Annotated in this window: 12 protein-coding genes; 3 read left to right on the plus strand and 9 right to left on the minus strand. The window is 66.9% G+C overall.

Going from position 1 to position 17,450, the window contains the following annotated elements:
• Positions 1–23: 23 nt before the first annotated feature.
• Positions 24–623 carry a TetR/AcrR family transcriptional regulator gene (locus ACLJRM_RS03655; RefSeq protein WP_410662253.1) on the plus strand — a complete coding sequence of 200 codons (600 nt, stop codon included), beginning with the start codon at positions 24–26 and terminating at the stop codon, positions 621–623.
• Here ACLJRM_RS03655 and ACLJRM_RS03660 read toward each other — a convergent pair.
• On the minus strand, positions 613–1,332 hold the full coding sequence (locus ACLJRM_RS03660) for a TetR/AcrR family transcriptional regulator (protein WP_410662254.1): 720 nt from the start codon (positions 1,330–1,332) through the stop codon (positions 613–615). The genes ACLJRM_RS03655 and ACLJRM_RS03660 overlap by 11 nt on opposite strands.
• Before the next feature lie 84 nt (positions 1,333–1,416).
• On the opposite strand from ACLJRM_RS03660, the gene ACLJRM_RS03665 reads away from it, so the two are divergent.
• On the plus strand, positions 1,417–2,883 hold the full coding sequence (locus tag ACLJRM_RS03665; protein ID WP_101608344.1) for a carotenoid oxygenase family protein: 1,467 nt from the start codon (positions 1,417–1,419) through the stop codon (positions 2,881–2,883).
• Between the two features lie 45 nt (positions 2,884–2,928).
• On the opposite strand, the gene ACLJRM_RS03670 is transcribed toward ACLJRM_RS03665, so the two are convergent.
• The 6 genes from ACLJRM_RS03670 to ACLJRM_RS03695 form a co-directional block, all read right to left on the minus strand.
• Positions 2,929–5,685, minus strand: a complete 2,757-nt coding sequence (locus ACLJRM_RS03670; RefSeq protein ID WP_410662255.1) for a DUF5682 family protein — start codon at positions 5,683–5,685, stop codon at positions 2,929–2,931.
• A complete protein-coding gene (locus ACLJRM_RS03675) occupies positions 5,682–6,794 on the minus strand; it encodes an ATP-binding protein (RefSeq protein WP_101608346.1) in 1,113 nt (370 codons plus the stop codon). The genes ACLJRM_RS03670 and ACLJRM_RS03675 overlap by 4 nt, the downstream gene beginning before the upstream one ends.
• Before the next feature lie 19 nt (positions 6,795–6,813).
• Positions 6,814–8,184: a VWA domain-containing protein gene (locus tag ACLJRM_RS03680; RefSeq protein ID WP_410662256.1), complete on the minus strand. Its 1,371-nt coding sequence runs from the start codon at positions 8,182–8,184 to the stop codon at positions 6,814–6,816.
• Complete coding sequence (locus tag ACLJRM_RS03685; protein WP_410662257.1) at positions 8,181–9,563, minus strand: hypothetical protein; 1,383 nt, start codon at positions 9,561–9,563, stop codon at positions 8,181–8,183. The genes ACLJRM_RS03680 and ACLJRM_RS03685 overlap by 4 nt, the downstream gene beginning before the upstream one ends.
• On the minus strand, positions 9,563–10,060 hold the full coding sequence (locus ACLJRM_RS03690) for a hypothetical protein (RefSeq protein WP_410662258.1): 498 nt from the start codon (positions 10,058–10,060) through the stop codon (positions 9,563–9,565). Before ACLJRM_RS03690 ends, ACLJRM_RS03685 begins: the two co-directional genes overlap by 1 nt.
• 72 nt (positions 10,061–10,132) lie before the next feature.
• Positions 10,133–10,771 carry a haloacid dehalogenase type II gene (locus ACLJRM_RS03695; protein WP_410662259.1) on the minus strand — a complete coding sequence of 213 codons (639 nt, stop codon included), beginning with the start codon at positions 10,769–10,771 and terminating at the stop codon, positions 10,133–10,135.
• A gap of 64 nt (positions 10,772–10,835) precedes the next feature.
• Between ACLJRM_RS03695 and ACLJRM_RS03700 the strand changes: the two genes are divergently transcribed.
• On the plus strand, positions 10,836–11,381 hold the full coding sequence (locus ACLJRM_RS03700) for a CGNR zinc finger domain-containing protein (RefSeq protein WP_410662260.1): 546 nt from the start codon (positions 10,836–10,838) through the stop codon (positions 11,379–11,381).
• An 855-nt stretch (positions 11,382–12,236) separates the two neighbouring features.
• Here the strand turns inward: ACLJRM_RS03700 and ACLJRM_RS03705 are convergent.
• On the minus strand, positions 12,237–13,757 hold the full coding sequence (locus ACLJRM_RS03705) for an ATP-binding protein (RefSeq protein WP_410662261.1): 1,521 nt from the start codon (positions 13,755–13,757) through the stop codon (positions 12,237–12,239).
• A gap of 1 nt (position 13,758) precedes the next feature.
• The gene (locus tag ACLJRM_RS03710; RefSeq protein ID WP_410662262.1) at positions 13,759–17,274 is read right to left on the minus strand and encodes an NB-ARC domain-containing protein; all 3,516 of its coding nucleotides are present in this window, start codon (positions 17,272–17,274) and stop codon (positions 13,759–13,761) included.
• Positions 17,275–17,450: the final 176 nt, after the last annotated feature.

Consider the following 17,450-nt stretch of genomic DNA (forward strand, 5'->3'; position numbering starts at 1 on the left):
CGACGACATGGCAGAGTGATCGCGTGCCGAAACGTGTCGACCACCAAGAGCGCAGGCGCGAGATCGCGGAGGCGCTCTTCCGGATCGCCGCCGCCCAAGGCCTGCAGGCGGTCACACTGCGTGCGGTCGCCGCGGAGGCGGGCATCTCGATGAACCTGGTCCAGTACTACTTCCCGACCAAGGAGGAGATGCTGCGGTTCGCTTGGCAGCGGATCGTCGAACTGACCGGCGAGATCGCCGGGAAGACGATCGGCAAGGCCATGGAGACCGGCGGCGAACGCGCCATCGTGCGCGCCTACCTCACCGGAGTCCTCCCCGAAGGCGAGCGCGGCCGCATACTGGCCGCCGTGCAGATCGCCTACTTCGCCGTCGACGTCACCCGCGGAAGTCAGGATCCCGACCAGGAACCGCTGCTGCCCCACTTGATCCGCGCGCTCGCGGATCTACTCGGGAAGGCGCAGGCGAAGGGTGCCATCTCAGCCGACGCCGACCCCCGCCTGGAAGCTTCCACCCTCGCGACGATGTCCGCCGGGCTCGTCACCGGCATCCTGGTCGGCGCCTACGACACGGCACAGGCCGCGGAACTCGTCGACTACCGGCTCGACCGGTTGTTCACCGGCTGACGATCAGCGCCTCGATGCCGTCCAGGATGCGGCCGAGGCCGAATTCGACGTCGCCGTCGTCGATGCCGTCTTCGCCGTAGGCCTCACCGGAGATCACCGCGGCGACGCGCGGGTAGCCCCGCTCCCGCAGGCGCGGCGCGAGGAACTCGGTCAGCGCCAGGGTCCGGTCGGGCGCGCTCGCGTTGACGTCACGCACCAGCGCCGCGGTGCTGCGCACCCAGCCGTCGACGAGCACCACGCAGCCCATCACGTCGCGGGTGCTCAAGCCCGTGTCCGCCATCGCTTCCAGGAAGTTCTCCAGCCAGCCCAGCAGGTTCGGCGTGGTCGGCGCGTTGCGCACCGGAAGGTCGATCAGCCACGGGTGACGACGGCAGCGTTCGAGGAGCGCGCGGGCCCAGGCGGTGACCGCGCCCCGCCAGTCGTCGTCCGACGACTCCGGCGGCGGCCCCCACGCCGATTCGGCGACGAGGACGAGCAGCTCTTCCTTGGAGCTCAGGTACCGGTAGAGCGCGTTCGCGGTGATGCCGAGGCGCTTGGCGATCGACGGCATGGACAGGGCCGCGTAACCCTCCGCGTCGGCCTGCGCGATGGCCGCGTCGACGATCTGCTCGAGGCTGTAGCCCGGTTTCGGTCCGCGCCGGGGCGCCGGGGTGTACCCCCACGCCGGCGCGGTGCCCGGCGGCAGCAACTCGATCTTGTCGTCGTCCATCGGGGCATTGTTGCACCCAAGACAGGTAAAGGCATACACTGTTCATGGCATACACAGTTTACTTCCGATTGTGGGGGATCGACCATGAACGAACCGAACAGGCGGAACGTGCTCCGGGGAGCGGCGGCACTGGCGATCGGCGGGGTGGCCGCGACCTACGGGAACAGCGGATCCGCCTTCGCCGCGCAAAGTCCGGCGAAGGCTCGCTACCCGTTCGTCGAGGGGGCCTTCGCGCCGGTCAAGGAGGAAGTGACCGCGTTCGGCCTGCCGGTCACCGGGCGCATCCCGAAAGACCTCTGCGGGCGGTACCTGCGCACTGGCCCGAACGTCCTCGGGCTCGAAGACCCGCGCGCTCATCACTGGATGCTGGGCGAGGGGATGGTGCACGGCGTCCGGCTGCGCGACGGGAAGGCCGAGTGGTATCGCAACCGCTGGGTGCGTTCTTCCGGTGTCGCGGCGAAACTCGGCGAGCGGTACCCGTGGCCCGTGCCCGAGCAGGACTTCGCGCCGAACACGCACGTGATCAGCCACCACGGCCGCATCCTCACCCTGCAGGAGTCCGGCGCCCCGCCGTACGAACTCGACGGCGAGCTGAACACGTTGGGCCCGTTCGATTTCAGCGGCTCACTGGAGGGTTCCTACACCGCGCACACCAAGTTCGACGCCCTCGCCGACGAACTGCACGCGGTGACCTACCACCCGACCTGGGACCACGTGCGGCATCTGATGGTCGACCGGACCGGCCGCGTGGTGCGGACGACCCGGATCCCGGTCACCGACAGTCCGATGATGCACGACTTCGGGCTCACGAAGAACTATGTGGTCGTCTTCGACGTGCCGGTCACCTTCGACCCGCAGCCCGGCAAGATCGTGCCCTACAAGTGGAACACGCATCATCCGGCCAGGGTCGGGGTGATGAAACGCGACGGCGGCCCGGTTCGCTGGTTCGGCGTGGATCCGGTGTTCTATTCGCATACGCTCAACGCCTACGAGCAGGGCTCCACGGTGGTGGTCGACCTGACGACGATGCCGGCGCCGTTCGAGGTGGCGGGCAAGCAGGGCTTCGGTGGTCCGTCGGCGTCGGGCCCGCCGGTGCTGGAGCGCTGGACGATCGACCTGGCACAGGGACGGGTGCGGCGCCGCGTCCTCGACGACCGGCCGCAGGAGTTCCCGCGAGTCAACGAAAGCCTGGTGTCACGACGGCACCGGTACGGCTACTCGGCCTCCCCCGGCGAGTTGTTCGACGTCTACCTCGACAAGCCGGCCGACACCTTCGGCAACGCGCTGATCAAGCACGACTTGTTCAGCGGGCGGTCCGAGGTGCACCGCTTCGGCCGGGGCGCCGACGCGAGCGAGGCGGTGTTCGTCCCGTCGTCGCGCGGCAAGTCCGAAGACGACGGTTACGCCCTGGCCTACGTGAACAACCCCGACCGCAACGCCTCGGACCTGGTGATCCTCTCGGCGCAGGACTTCACCGCGAAGCCGTTGGCCCGCATCCACCTGCCGAGGCCGGTACCGCTGGGCTTCCACGGCAGCTGGGTCGCGGACTGAGGGATCGGGTGGTCGGCCGGCTGTCCGGCCGACCACCCTCCGGCGTCATGCCCCGGTGAGCACCTCCTCCAGCGCCGCGGCGGTGTCCGGGTACTGGCCGAGCAGCGTCAAGCCCGTGGGCCCGACGCTCCCCCATGGCTCGTCGCAGCCCAGCAGATCCGCCACGGCGTCGCAGGTCGCCGGATGCGCGGCCAGCAACGCGAGGCCGCTTCCTCCGGCGTTCCTCGCCACCGCGACCGGCTCCGGCTCGTTCTTCCAGGGCGGAACCCATTCGTCGAGCGCCGCGAGCCTGCCGGGGAACAGCCGTCCGGCTTCGCGCACGAGGAGCGGCACGAGCTCCGCACCTCGTGACCGCAACGTCGTGATCAGGGTCGGCAGCCACGGCAGCAGCAACCTGTCCGGGAGCTCGGCGAAGGCGTTCGACACCGCCTCGACGACGAAGTCGGCCAGCCCCGGAGCCGGTTCCAGCGCGTGGACGAACCCGCTGAGGTAGCGCGGATAGGCCGGGAGCACCATCGGGTTGGCCAGCAGCCCGGCGCAGCGCTCACGCAGTTCCGCGCGCGAGAGATGCCCGAGCTGCACCTGCGCCGCCCACAGCAGCGCCACCTTCGACGGCTCCTGCGGATGCGATCCGGCGATCGCCAGCTCCAGCTGGGTGCGGTCGCAGCCCAGCGACAAGGCGAGCGCCTCCATGCTGAACAGGAAGCCCAGCATCGCGGCGACCTGCTCGACGCCGGCCTCCTCGTCGGTGAAGGCCGCCGGGAGAAGCGTGCAGTAGTGCGCGTACCCCGTCTTGACGAAGTCCTCGATCCACCGGGGCAGTACCGGCTCGCTGGTCCGGTAGTGCGCCAGCAGCCGCCGCACCCGGCGCAGGACCTCCGGCGCGCCGTCGACGGTGCGCTCGGTGGCCAGCACCTCCAGCGCACGCGTGCCCAGCTCTCCCGCCAGCCGGGCGCTGCGCAGGTAGAGCGTCGCGTCCTCGACGGTTCCGAGCACCTTCGCCGCGGTGGCCTGGGGGTGATAGGCCGCGCGCCGAAGACGTTGTTCCAGCACCTGTTCGATGCTGACGCCTTCATAGCCCAGCTCGATGAGGGCTCGCTGGTGGGTGCCCAGCGCCAGATCCCACGACTCCTGGATCGGGCGTTCGCCGAGCCGCCGCTCCCCCATGATCGGCCGCGCCGCGCCGTGCGGCATCAGGTAGCGCAGCATCCACAACAGATCGGAGCAGGGTTCCAGCTCCGGCCGCGAGGCGATGTCGAGCAGTGCCCGCTGCACACCTCGTTGCTGCAGCTTGAGATCCAGGGGTTCGAGCCTGTCGTGCACGTCGCGAGCCAGCGGCGGCAGCGCGTCGTAGCCGACCTGGCCGATCCGGTCGCCGCCCATCATGATCTCGACGATGCGGCGCACGTCGCGTCTGCCCGGTACGACGTCCTTCTCGATGCACGTGACCGCCGCGTCCTGGAAGTCGTACGGCGTGGGCTTCGCCCGGTCGCGCAGCCCGGCCAGCAGGATCGAGGTCTCGAACACCGCGATGGCGTCGGCCGTCGAGGACAGATAGCCGTTGCAGCGAGCCGCCCGCACGACCTCGACCGACCATCCCAGCAGTTCGGCCTCGTCCAGCTTGTCCAGCACCGGAGGCCGTTGCAGGAAACCGGAAAGCTGGTCCGACGCCACCGGATCCGGTGTGGGCGAGGGCAGCTCCGCGGCCTTCTTCCGCTTCGGGCCGCCCACCTGCCCGTCCAACTGAAACTGCTTGACCTTGGTGCGCTTGAGGTTCTTCGCCCACTCGTTCGCGGCGATCGAGACCGATCCCCCGGCGAGGCCGAACTGCGCCTCGATCGACGTGTGGCTCGACGGGATCAGCCCGTACTGCCAGGTGCTCGCGCTGCGCGGGCTGATCACGAACCCGTCCGTGCCCTCGACGCCGAACTCCGCGACCCGGCTGGCCGCGTGGAACGCGCCGCAGACGTAGAGGCAGTCCGCGGGATCGGCGCCCGAAGCCGCGAGGTGCTCACGCATCCGGGTCCACATGTAGCGCTCACGATCCTCGTCCACCCGCACGCGGCGGGTGTCCCCGGGAGCGAGACGGCGGAACAGGCTGCCGATCAGGAACATGACCTGGCGATAGGTGTCGTGGTCGCTGTCGCCGAGCGGCAGTTCGACGTACTGGTGCCACCACTCCGACCAGTGCCGGACCCGCCCGTGCCGCAGCAGGTGTTCCTCGAGTTCGGCGAACCGCGGCCGCAGATCACCGATCTCGACGCCGACCGCGTCACCGTGCAGCGCGGCCTCTTCCTCGGCGGGCGGCGCGTCCGGATCAGGGGACGGCTCACGCTCGTCCCACTGGAAGACGTGGTCGGCCGACCGGTCGACGAGGACGAGTTCGACGCCCGGGGTGTCGAGGGCGTACGCGATCGCCTGGTACTCCGCCGACGCCTCGGTGATCGGCGCGACCACCGACAGCGGCGCCCACTCGGCCGGGAAGCCCTTCACGTCCGTCGCGAAAGCCTGCACCGCCACGGGGAGACGGCAGTTGCGCAGCTCGGTCAGCAGCGGCGCCATGTCTTCGCACAGTTCGAGGTAGACCACCTTCGGCTGCTTTTCCCGCAACCGCCGCGCCATCGACACGGCCGAAGCCGGGGAATGGTGGCAGACCGGGAAGATCTCCAGGGGCTCCCGCACCGCGCGGTCGACGTCGTCGACGAGCCCGAGCAGGATGCCCTCCAACGCGCCGGGCCCGTCGGCGAAGGCGGCCGCGGCCTCCTGCAACTGGCCGCGCAGCGCCTCGAAGGCGCCGCTCACGAGAGGGTGGCGATCGCGTCGCGGCCGCCGTCGAGGAACTCCGGCCAGTCTCCGCCCTCGTCCTTGCTGCGCGGCTCGACGACGCCGTGCAGGTACTTGTTGAGGATCGCCAGGTCCTCTGGCTCACGACGAGCGAGTGAGCCGACGAGCGAAGACGCCAGCGCGCGGGCCGTCAGTGCGCGTTCCCCGAAGAAGTTGCTGTGCAGTACCGCGTCTTCGAGCACGCCGATCTGTTCGGCGGTCGACAACGCGGACTCCAGCTTCTCGTCGTCGCTGCCCGCCGACGCCGCCGCGGCGCGCAGGTCGCCGAAGCTGCGCAGCAGGACGTCCAGCAGCGTCGGTGGCACGTCCAGCTCGATCTGGTGGCGGCGCAGGAGTTCCTCGGTGCGGAAGCGGACGATCTCCGCCTCGCTCTTCTTGTTCGTCACCACCGGGATGCGGACGAAGTTGAACCGGCGCTTGAGCGCCGACGACAGGTCGTTCACGCCGCGGTCGCGGCTGTTGGCCGTGGCGATCACCGAGAAGCCCGGCTTGGCGAAGACGATGCCGTCGCTGTCCAGTTCCGGCACGGAGATGTACTTCTCCGACAGGATCGAGATCAGCGCGTCCTGGACGTCGCTGGTGGACCGGGTCAGCTCCTCGAACCGGCCGATCGAGCCCGCCTCCATCGCGGTCATGATCGGCGACGGGATCATCGAATCGCGGGACTGGCCCTTGGCGATGACCATGGAGACGTTCCACGAGTACTTGATGTGGTCTTCGGTGGTGCCCGCGGTCCCCTGCACGACGAGCGTGGAGTTCCGGGAGATCGCCGCGGCCAGCAGTTCGGCGAGCCAGCTCTTGCCGGTCCCGGGATCACCGATCAGCAGCAACCCCCGGTCGGAGGCGAGCGTGACGATGGCGCGCTCGACGATGCTCCGGTCGCCGAACCACTTCTGGGAGATCTCGCGGTCGAGACCGTCGGCGCGCTCGGCGCCCAGGACGAACAGGCGGACCATCTTCGGGGACAGGCGCCAGGCGAACGGTTTGGGGCTGTCGTCGACCGACTCCAGCCAGTCCAGCTCTTCGGCGTACTTGAGTTCGGCGGGGGCGCGCAAGACGTCGGACATGTCGTGCCTTTCGGGAAGTTCAGGAGGTGAGGAAGGTCTTGAGTTCGTGGACGAGCTTGGTGATGTGGCCGGAGATCACCGGGGTGCCGAGGTCCTTGAAGCGCTCGCGGAACCACGGGTTCACGCTGCCTCGTCCGGCACTGGTGACCGAGCCGACCGGGATGAACTTCGCCCCGGACCGGTGGATCGCGGCCATGCTCTCGAAAAGCTGCTCGACGCGGGTCTCGTAGAAGTCGGAGATCCACACCACCACGGTATTGGCGGGCTCGGCGATCTTCGGCTGGGTGAGACCCATCGCGACCATGCCGTCGTTGCCGCCGCCGAGGTTGGTGCGCAGCAGGGTTTCGAAGGGATCGTGCACCCACGGCGTGAGGTCGAGAGCCTGGGTGTCGTAGGCGATCAGGTGAACGTCCACTTTGGGCAGTCCGGCGAAGATCGAGGCCAGCACGGCGCAGTTGACCATCGAGTCGACCATGGAACCGGACTGGTCGACGACCGCGATGAGCCGCTGCGGTGTGGTCTTCTTCGCGGTCTGCTTGTAGTAGAGGCGATCGACGTAGAGCCGTTCCTCTTCCGGGCTCCAGTTGGTGAGGTTCTTCCAGATGGTGCGATCGAGATCGAGGTTGCGGAACACGCGCTTCGGCGGGACCGAGCGGTCCACCTTGCCGGTCGAGGCCTTCTCGACCTGGGTTCGCAGGACCTCGGCGATCTCGTCGACGTAGCGGCGGATCAGCGACTTGGCGTTGGCCAGCGCCACTCCGGACAGGTTGTCCTTGTCCCGCAACAACTGTTCGATGAGCGACATACTCGGGCTCAGCTTCGCCGCGAGCGCCGGATCGGCGAGGACCTCGCGCAGATGCATCCGTTTGACGAGGTCCGCCTCGATGCCACCGAGTTCCGGGCCGATCGCCGGGAGCAGCGTGCTCAGGTCGGGAGCGCCGCCCCCGCCGGTGCCGCCGAGCCCTGTCGGGGCTCCGCCCGGGCGTCCGCCACGCAGCTCGCCCGGACGGCAGCCCAGCGCGCGCTCGAACCAGCCCGCGTCGGCCTGCCAGCAGGACAACTGGCTGGCGGTCACCGTGTGGGGCGCCGGGGCGAAGACGTTGAGCAGCACTTTCGACACCAGTGCCGCGCGACGCACCTCCGCGGCCTTGTCCCGGCCGTCCTCGGCTTCGGGAACCATCAGCCCGTCGAACTCGGCGGCCAGCTCCGGATGGCGCTGGACGATCGAGTCGACGGCGACGTTCGGATCCAGCAATGCGGACGGCAGGCCGATGTCCTCGACCACGGCCACACTCGCCGACTCGAGCGCGGCCTGCTCGTCGTTGTCGAAGAGCCGGGCGAGCAGCCGCCAGTACAGGACCTGGCGGCGGTTGTCCTCGGAGTCGGTCATTTCCGCAACAGCCTTCCGGCACGCTCGCGCAGCACGGCCGCGGCGTCGGTGGCCGCCTTCTCGGCTTTCACCCCGGCTTTGTCCGTGGTGCCCCCGGCCCACGCTCCGGCGTGGACGGCCGTGGTCTTCTTGCGCACGGTGGTCTCCACGGCGAGCGGCTGGAGCCGGAAACCCCCGTCGTCCCACCGGATCAGGCCGATGCACGCGCTCGATCCCGCGACCGCCTTCGGGGTCAGGGGACCGGCGGCGGGGATCCGGTCGGTCTCGACAGTGAGATGACTTCCGGCGAACGTGAACCTGAGCGCGTCTTCGTCGCCTTCGGTGCCGTAACCCTCCAGGAAGACGGGAACTGAAATGCGCGCCGGATGCCGGTCCAGCGGCACGACCGACGCCGTGCCGGCCTTCGGCAGGATGACACGCGCGGTAGCGAAAGCGTCCGCGAGTTCACCGGGACGAGCGTGCTCGTCCCGCCAGAGAAGGTCGCCCTCGGCGGTCATCGGCATCTCCGCGAGGTCCATCGAGCGTCCCTCGCTGACCGCTGCGAGCAGGGACAGATGCGGCCGCAGCAGCTGCCAGATCCCGGCTCCGATGATCGTGTCCGGCTTCGGCACGGTCACACTCGCGCGCACGAGACGCGGCGCGGTGCCGTCCTCCGGTTCGAACACCGCATGGACCTGGGCCTGCGCGGCCGTCGAGTGTTCCAGCAGGTCCACCCCGAGCGGGAGCAGACGGCCGGTGACGGTGCCGATCGCAGGTGTCGCCACCACACTGGGCACGGTCAGCAGCATCCCGCGCGACCACAGGTCACCCCAGCGCCGGACAGGGATACGATCCTGCGCCGCACCAGGACAGGACGCCGCAAGCTCGGCCGCGAACCCGTCGAGCAGGACGGCCAGCCGTCGAAGGCCCGGTTCCGCGAGCAGCGCGGAAATCACCGGAGCCGAGGCCGAAACCAGATCGTGGTCGATCCCCTGCCAACCGGCCCGGGCCAGGTCCGACAGCCAGGAACGAGCCGCGGCCAGCAAGTTCGGCGACTCGGCACCAGCGGCGCCCGGAGCCGTGTCCTCATCGGACGTTCGGCCGGTCGCCTCGGCCACCCGGGCAGCTAGGGCGTCATGCACCGAGCCGAACACCGCGATCCTCGCCGCGGCAAGGGAAACGAAGTGTTCCTCCCCCGCAGCTCCGGCCGCGGTCTTCTCGGCCGCCTCGGCGACCCGCGTCGCCAGCGGTGACCCGGCGACGGCGTCCGCCAGCTCGGTCAATCCAGTGATCCGCTGAGGGCGCAGCAGCCCGGCGACGAGTACCTGATCGAAGGAATCGACGGTCGCCAACGCCTCGTCGAGACCGGCGATGGGGTCGGTGAGCAGGTCGGTACGCATCACACCACCGCCCTGGTCGGCGGGAACCACTGAAGTTCCGGCACGGGCGCCGTCGAGGGCTCGAATTCCAGGTACGCCAAGTGCCGCAGGAACTGGCTGAACACGGACGCGGCGGCGGTGTTGTCCCCCTGGGACGGCCGGGTCGCGCTCGTGGTCTGCGAGATGGCCTGCGCGGTCAATTCGTCAGGCTCCACACGCAAATAGCGCGCGACGCGCTCGGCGCCGTACTGAAGGGTGGCTTCGTTGAGCAAGGCGAGGATGTGGTTGCAGAACATCCCCCGCGCCCCGCCGCAAGGCCGGTTGTTGTTGGTACTGCAGGCGAATTCGTACGTACTCGCCGCGACCGACGAGACGTACACCCGCCCGATGTCCGATCCGCTGGACACCACGCCCTGCACCCGTCCGTCGGCCAGTTCGACGAACGGGACCTTCGCGAGCTTGCGCGGGCGAGCGGGCGCCAACACCCGTGCCGTGCTCGCTCTTTCCCAGTCTGACAACGCATCTTCTCCTTGCGGGGGTGCCTCGGTGGGGACTGGGATGAACCTAGCGGGAGGCACCGACAGTTCTGATCACGCGTGCCGTTCGCCGAGCTGAGCGGCCAGATCGAGGAGGTCGTCGGCGTAGAAGTCGAAGCGATCGGTCTCCGACGGAGGGTCCCCGACGGGCCTGGCGACGTAAGCGGTCCGCAGACCGACGCTCTGCGCACCCCGCAGGTCCCACGCGTGGGCGGCGACCATCAGCAGCCGCTCCGGTGGGGCGCCGGACACCTTGACGGCCAGTTCGTAGACCGCGGGGTCCGGCTTGTAGCTCCGCACCTCTTCGGCGGAGAGCGCTTGATGCCAGCGGAGGCCCGCGTGGGCGTTCATCCGGAGCAAGGTCGTCCGACTGGCGTTGGAGAGCCCGATCAGGGGGTAGCTCTCCGCCAGCCGGGCCAACCCTTCGACGGTGTCGGGCCAGGGCGGCATCCTGCGGCCCGCTGTCGCGAGCGCATCCGTTTCGGCGGCTTCGCGGTCGAGGACGTCGCTCGCGGCGTACGGCCTGTCCCCTGCGACGATGCGGCGCTGCTCGGTTTCAAGGTGGCCAAGCCATCGCTCGACCAACTCGTCCGCGTCGGCATACGGCTGGGCTTGCTGGACGGCCGCGCGAATCCCGGCCGGTTCGTCGACGAGCGTGCCGAGTATGTCGAACACCAAGGCGTCGATCTCCACGGACAACCTCCCGGTAAGGGTTAAAGTAGCGGTTAACCGTGAACGTACGAGAGGCTGGTAAGGGATGCAAGTAGCGTTAGACGATTACGTCTGGGCGGCGGGCATCGCTACCGAGCTGGTCAACACCGCTCCTGAGGTCTGGCACGGCGAAGAACACCTGCCCGACCTCGCCGCCTTCGCTGACCTTCACTCTCTACCCGCGCCCAGCCGCCCCGGTGAGCTGCGCGCTGTCCATCGGCTGCGCGCCACGGTGCGGGAACTGATCGATCAGCCGGATCGGGCGCGCCTCATCGCCGGAGCTTCCGCGCTCACTTCGCCGGCCGGTGCTGTCACCCTCGCCACCTCGTCTGGCCGTTCTCGGTGGGCTGTTTCCCCGCAACCGGGTGCGACGGTCGCCGACACGCTGTCCCTGATCTGCGGCGTCGGGATCCTCGGTGTCGTCCAAACCCTCGGCGCTGAACGGTTCCGCGCGTGTGGCGCCCCTACGTGCCAAGGCGCGTTCATCGACACGACACGGCCGGGGCGGCGTCTCTATTGCATGCCGGGGTTGTGCGGGAACCGCGTCAATGTGGCCAAACACCGCGCACGCATCAAGCGTCGCGACGCTTGAAGGCCGCCATCGACCAGGGCGATGTACGAGCCCATCACCAGCATCGCCCCGATCGGCGAGAACGTATGTGTCGTTCGTTCCCTGAGCCGAAGCGGGCATTGGGCCGAGGTCTGGACGGCGACTGATCCTACGGTTGTGAAGACCTATTTCGGGCAACTGCTGTAGAGATCCCAGCGATCCTTCACCTGTATCCGAACGCGAGCTTCCCCGATGAAGACCGGGTCCAAATCAGGATGGACCACGTCAGCCCGTTTCCACATTTCCTCGGCCAGGCCAGCGGCACCTCGGTCCACGGCAACATTGCCCATCCCGGTGTAAGCACGAGCCGTTTCGTAAGGGCTTCCGTAGGCTGTCGCTCGATCGCCGCGTCGCTATAGGCCTCGTTCGCGCGGTCTTGGTCTCCCGCGTGGAACCACGCCCAGGCCAGGCAGTTGAGGGCAACCACCGCATCGAGATCCAATCCTAGTTCACCGAAGACAACCGAAGCTTCTGCGACAAGGTCTGCGGCGTCGACGGCCTGCCAAAGCGCTGTCAGCACTAGAGCGATGCGGAGTGTGACGATCGCAGCGCAACGTCGATTGCCAATACGCAAGTAGTGAACATGCGCGCCGAAGGTCCCTCAGCGCATCCGCGTGCTCACCACAGCAGAAGCGGACCCACGCGCTGAGCGCCAGCGCGGCGTGCTCCCCATGATCGTCGCCGATTCGGCGATACAGTGCGATTGCCCCACCAAAGCAGCTGGACGCCTCATCGAGATCGCCACAATCGGCGAATGCCACGCCCAAGCTTGCCGTCACGGCAGCTAATACCCGGCTCTCACCGAGCGTTTCAGCCGACCTGCACGCCCAACGATGGCTAGGATCCACGGATCCCACAATTTTGCATGAAGAAGAAGCGGCAAAGTAGGTATGCGAGCTGCCAGCATCGCTCATGCTCACCACGTTCACGGGCAACTCTGCACAATTCGACCAAGCCCCTCCACTCGCATCGAAACCAAGCGAATGCCGCGTCCGCATCATCCAGTCGCACTATTTCTGGAACGGATTCACCGAATTCAATTTCGCACCGGAATCGATGCGGGAAAAGCAGACGGTCCGCCTGCGCCGCGCTTCGCACGGCGAAGTCAATCAACCGTCGGAATGCGATCCTGCGCTGCCGATCAGTCATGGCAGCGAGCACAGACTCGGCGGCGAACAGTCGCAGCAGGTCGTGGAAGCTGTACCGGCCCGCACTGGGTTGGGTAAGCAGATACACGTCATGGAGCCGGTCGAGCAGCCGATCGACCTCTCGAAACGGACGCGCGAGCAGGGCACTCGCACTGTAAACGTCGAAATCCTTACCTGGATGCAGCGCGAGCAAACCGAAGAGGCTGACGTCTTCGGAGCTGAGTTGTCGCATGGACAACTGGAAGGTCGCTTGCAGAGAGCGCTCGCCGTCATCGAGCTCGCTTAGCCGTGAGACTTCGGCGTCGAGCCGCCGATCCAGCTCGCGGATGTCCCAAGCCGGGTGAGCGCGAAGCCGTGCCGCGGCGATCCGGATCGCCAGCGGCAGCCCAGCGCAATGGTGAACCACTCTGGCGACAATTTCTCCTGGGGACATGCGGACGAGAGAGACGAACAGTTCAGCGGCCTCGGGCTCGTTCAGCCCGTCCAGGAACACGTGTCGAGCGTCATCCAGCGAAGTCAGCCTGGACCGGCTTGTGATCAAGACCCGACATTTCGATTCGGCGGGCAGCAGAGGCCGCACCTGCTCAGCGCTGACCACGTTGTCCAGGACAAGCAGCAGGCTACGTCCACGCAGGCAAGATCGGTACACCGCGGCGCGATCGTCCGGATCATCCGGGATCCGTTCTAGGGGAACGTCAAGTGCACGCAATATCCTGCTGTGCATGACGGTTGAACCGGCGATCGGTACGTCGACACCACACCCACGCAGATCAAGGAACAAGCATCCGTCGACGAATCCGGGCGCAAGGCGGTGTGCACAGCGGACGGCGAGCTCCGTCTTACCGATACCACCCATGCCGGATATCACGCAGACGCCACCGGCCACTTCAAGGGCATTACGGACCGCCCGCACCTCCGCGGTCCTACCAGCGAACACAGCAGCGGCAGCGGGCAGCTCGTACGGCCGAAGAGTCGAACGGCTCGCGCGGCAAGGCGAGCTCCTCGGCAGTAATGCGGTCAGCACCCCGACCGCCCCGAGTTCGGACTCGCACAACGCGGCGAGCGCGGGATTCGGTGTGGCGATCCCGGTTTCAACCTTACTGAGGTAGCCCTTGCTGTAGTGAGTGCGCTCAGCAAGCGTCGTCAGCGAGAGACCGGCCTCTTGACGGCGACGTCGCAACTCGGCTCCGAAGGTTGCTTGTTCGCTCATGTCAAGCCAATTCCGAAGCAGTCGAATGGATCTCGTCCAGCAATGTTCGCGCGGCCATCTTCCACGTACGCTTCTGCGCCATCAATCGCCGGATCTCTTGAGCCGCGGCGAACGCCACTTCCGGGTCGCTTAGCAATGTCGCGATGGCGTGACCCCATCGTTGGCGGTCCTTGAGGGGTTCTCCGGTGATCGGGATGGTGACCCGATGGGCCAGCGACCCGGGTAGTTCCTCGCATAACAATCGTCCCAAGCCGCTTGCTCGGCTGACCAACACCGGTGTTCCGGCGACGATCGCCTCCAACCCTGCCAACCCGAACCCTTCGGCACGTGAAGGCATGAGCAGTAGCAAAGCTCGTCGGAGATCGCCTCGGAGTGCCTCAGTAGAAGTCGAGTATCCGCGCGGGAGCACCCGCAGCCCTGGGCACCCAGCCCATTCCCGCACCCTAGCCTGCACTTCCAGCCCCTCTCCATCGGGTACGCCGCGCACGACAAGTTGCACCTCTTGATCGTCGGAGTCGCGCAACTCGAGTGCGAACCCAATCGCTTCAGCAGCCAGGTCCAGCCCCTTGATCGACATTTCCTGCTGACCCATCCGGCCTACCATCAGGATCTGCTCCGGCTCGCTGGGCTGGTATAACCGGTCGGCATCGTCATTCGGATCGAATCCCGGATCGAGCCGCAACGGCGGACTACCCGCGTTGCCGAGATATTGGCGTAACCACTCATGCAGTACAGGACCTACACCGACGGCGCGGAAGGCTCCCCCGGCAAAGGCCAACTCATCGACAGAACGTTCCTCCGCCAGGAGCATCGGGTCGCGGTCGTCCGCGATCTTCTGAAACTCCACCTCGTCGGAGACGACGTGGAGAAAGTGGATCCGTTTGGCGTCGTGATAGTGGTCTTCCACCAGTTGGACCGCGAAGTGACCGGTGATCCGGCCATGTCCGATCACGACATCCGGTACCACGCCGGTAGGCAAGACAGGGCGCCGTGTGAGCGGCTCGGACGAGACCCTGGTCATCGGCTGCTTGCCAACGACCAACGTGACACCCGCGGCCGCTGCTTCCTTCCGCTCCTGCTCCGAAGCATCCCGCACAAAGCAATAGACGTCGGCCCCCTCGTTGGCAAGGGCCGTACACAACAGCCGGTTGTAGGTGCTGAGTCCTCCGTGCCGGGACGACCACTCGTCATTGACCGCGAGCACACGAAGAGGCGGCTCGACGACGCGAAGGTCGCTTGTCCCGGGAGCAGGCTGTTCCTCAGCCTTCTTGTCGTCCCTCGGAGTCACCTGCTCGACTCGATAGGCATTGAGCCTGTCCGCGTCGGGTGCGCCGATCGCCTCGTAGAGAGACTGCGCGGCGGTCTTGTGCATCGCTGCTTCGTCATTGCGGCCAAGCGCCGCCGAGGCGCTGCCGAGCCCTTCCAGCGCCCACGCCTCTTCATAGAGCCCGCCTCCCTGCCGGGCGTACCCGATGGCGGCCCGGTAGTGATGCGCGGCGGTGGCGTACTGCTCGCTCTCGATCATCACGCGTCCGAGCTGCGAGTGGATCTGAGCGATGTCCACCGGCGGGAAGTCAAGCTCTATGAAAAGGTCGAGCGACTCTTGAAACCGCGCTGTCGCCGCCTTGAGCATCCCTAACTTGAGCTGGGCTCGTGCCATACAGTCGATGGCGATCGCGGCGTTGGATCGGCTCTTCGTCGACGCGTAGAATTCCAAGGCACGCTGACTCAGTGACAGAGCGTTGGCGAAGTTGCCCCGCGAGTACTCCAACCATGCGAGGTTGTGCACCGTGTTTGTCGCGCCATGAAGATCCTCTGCGTCTGTGAACGCCTTGTGCGCCAGGTCGTAGTACGCGCTTGCCGAACCCTTACGCCCGAGCTCATCTGAGGCCAGTCCGAGATTGATCAGGATGATCGCCTCCGCCCTGCGGTCGCCGAGCCTGCGGGTCGCGGTCAGCGCCACCTGGTAAGTCTTGATCCAGATGCCCCATTCCTTCGATACGAAAAAGTATCCCCGCAGGCAATATGCGAACTGCCAGCAGGTCTCTTCATGCCCAACCAAGTTCATTCCCTCAACCATGGGAAGGAAATTTTCAAGCTCATCGACCATCCATTTCGTCGCGGAGTCGCAATCGGAGAACTCGACTTCGAACTTCGGGTCGGATGACAGTGACAGGGAGATGCGGTAGCGATCCTTCGCGATGATCGAGTCAGCGACGGCCGCTGTGCGGAGGTAGTGATCGAACAGCGACCGTTGCACAACGATCCCTTGCCCTTCGGCCAGTGCCGAAGAACAAACCTGCCGAAGGTATGCCCTGATCAAATCGTGAAACCGGTATACACCGCGCGCACGACGCTCGACCATGGCCGCGCCGACCAGTGCGTCGACCGTACGCTCGGCAGCAGCCGGTGCCATACCGAGCATCGCGGCCACCCCGGCGGTGCTGATACGAGTACCCGGATGCAGCGCGATCAGTGACAAGGCATGCTTCAAGTCGGACGGCAGGGCGGCGTAGGAGGTAGCGAGTGCAGTAACCACGCTGCGGTCGCCGTCGTCGAGCTCTCGCAGTCGCGAATGCTCGTCGGCCAGCAGAACCACGGTGTCGTCCAGAGTCCGAGTCGTGTCGTCTTTCAACCGCGCGGCCGCGATGCGGATAGCGAGCGGTAATCGCCCACACAACTCGACGATCCGCCGCACCAGCACCAAGTCCCCGCGCTCAGACGAATCACGGGGAAGCCGGGCGACGTCATGGAAAAGCTCGACTGCGTCGTCCGACTCCAGGCTGTTCACGGATCGCCGGAAGGCGTCGTCCAGCGCCAGCAAGCGGTCGCGGCTGGTGATCACCACAGCCGAGCTGGCATTGGGCGGCAGCAAGTAGAGCACTTGCTCCAGGCTGCGGACGTTGTCCAGCAGCAACAGCATGCTTCGGCCGAACAACAGATCGCGGAACAGAGCCGCGCGCTCATCCAGTTCCGACGGCATGTGCTTCCCCGGGAAGCCCAGTCGACGGATGAGCCGGCCAAGGGCATCGTCCGGCATGAGTGGTCCACTGGTCGGGTTGTAACCGTGCAAGTCCAGGTAGAGACACCCATCGGGAAAATCGGTGCTAGCCCGCCGGACCACCTCGGTAGCGATCGCGGTCTTGCCCACTCCGGCCATGCCGTGCAAGACCGCGACGCCAGGCCCTTTCGAGGCGTCGCCGCCGGTGCGCAAGTACTCGAGAAGAGGCGCCACGTACTCATCCCGACCGATCAGCCGGGCGGGCCCCACAGGGGGGTCGAAGCGGGCCTCCACTTGCCTACGCCGATCCGCGGCGAGTTGCACCAGCTCACCAGTAGTGCCGAAGACCTGGTCACAGGCTGCTGCGAGCGCGGTCGTAGGTGCGGACTGCCCCGTCTCCACACGGCTGATCTGCGCCTTGCTGTAGAAGATGAGCTTGCTCAGCTCACCGATGGACACCCCCGCAGCAGTGCGGACCTGCCGCAGTTTAGTCCCGAAGGCGCCCTCGTCCACCACCCTCGCACCCCCTCGTAGTCGAACCTGTCCTCGGGTTTCTTAGTGTGACTGGCCCGGGACACGGCTTGGGCTGTTTGCCCCAGCTGAGTCGTTACGCGTTGAACTGGGAACGATGAGATCCTCCAGGAATCCTCACCGGAGTCGATGCTGTGTTCAGAGGGATTTGAGAGAGGATA

The sequence above is a fragment of the Amycolatopsis sp. lyj-84 genome (assembly GCF_046549075.1).
Lineage (GTDB): Bacteria > Actinomycetota > Actinomycetes > Mycobacteriales > Pseudonocardiaceae > Amycolatopsis.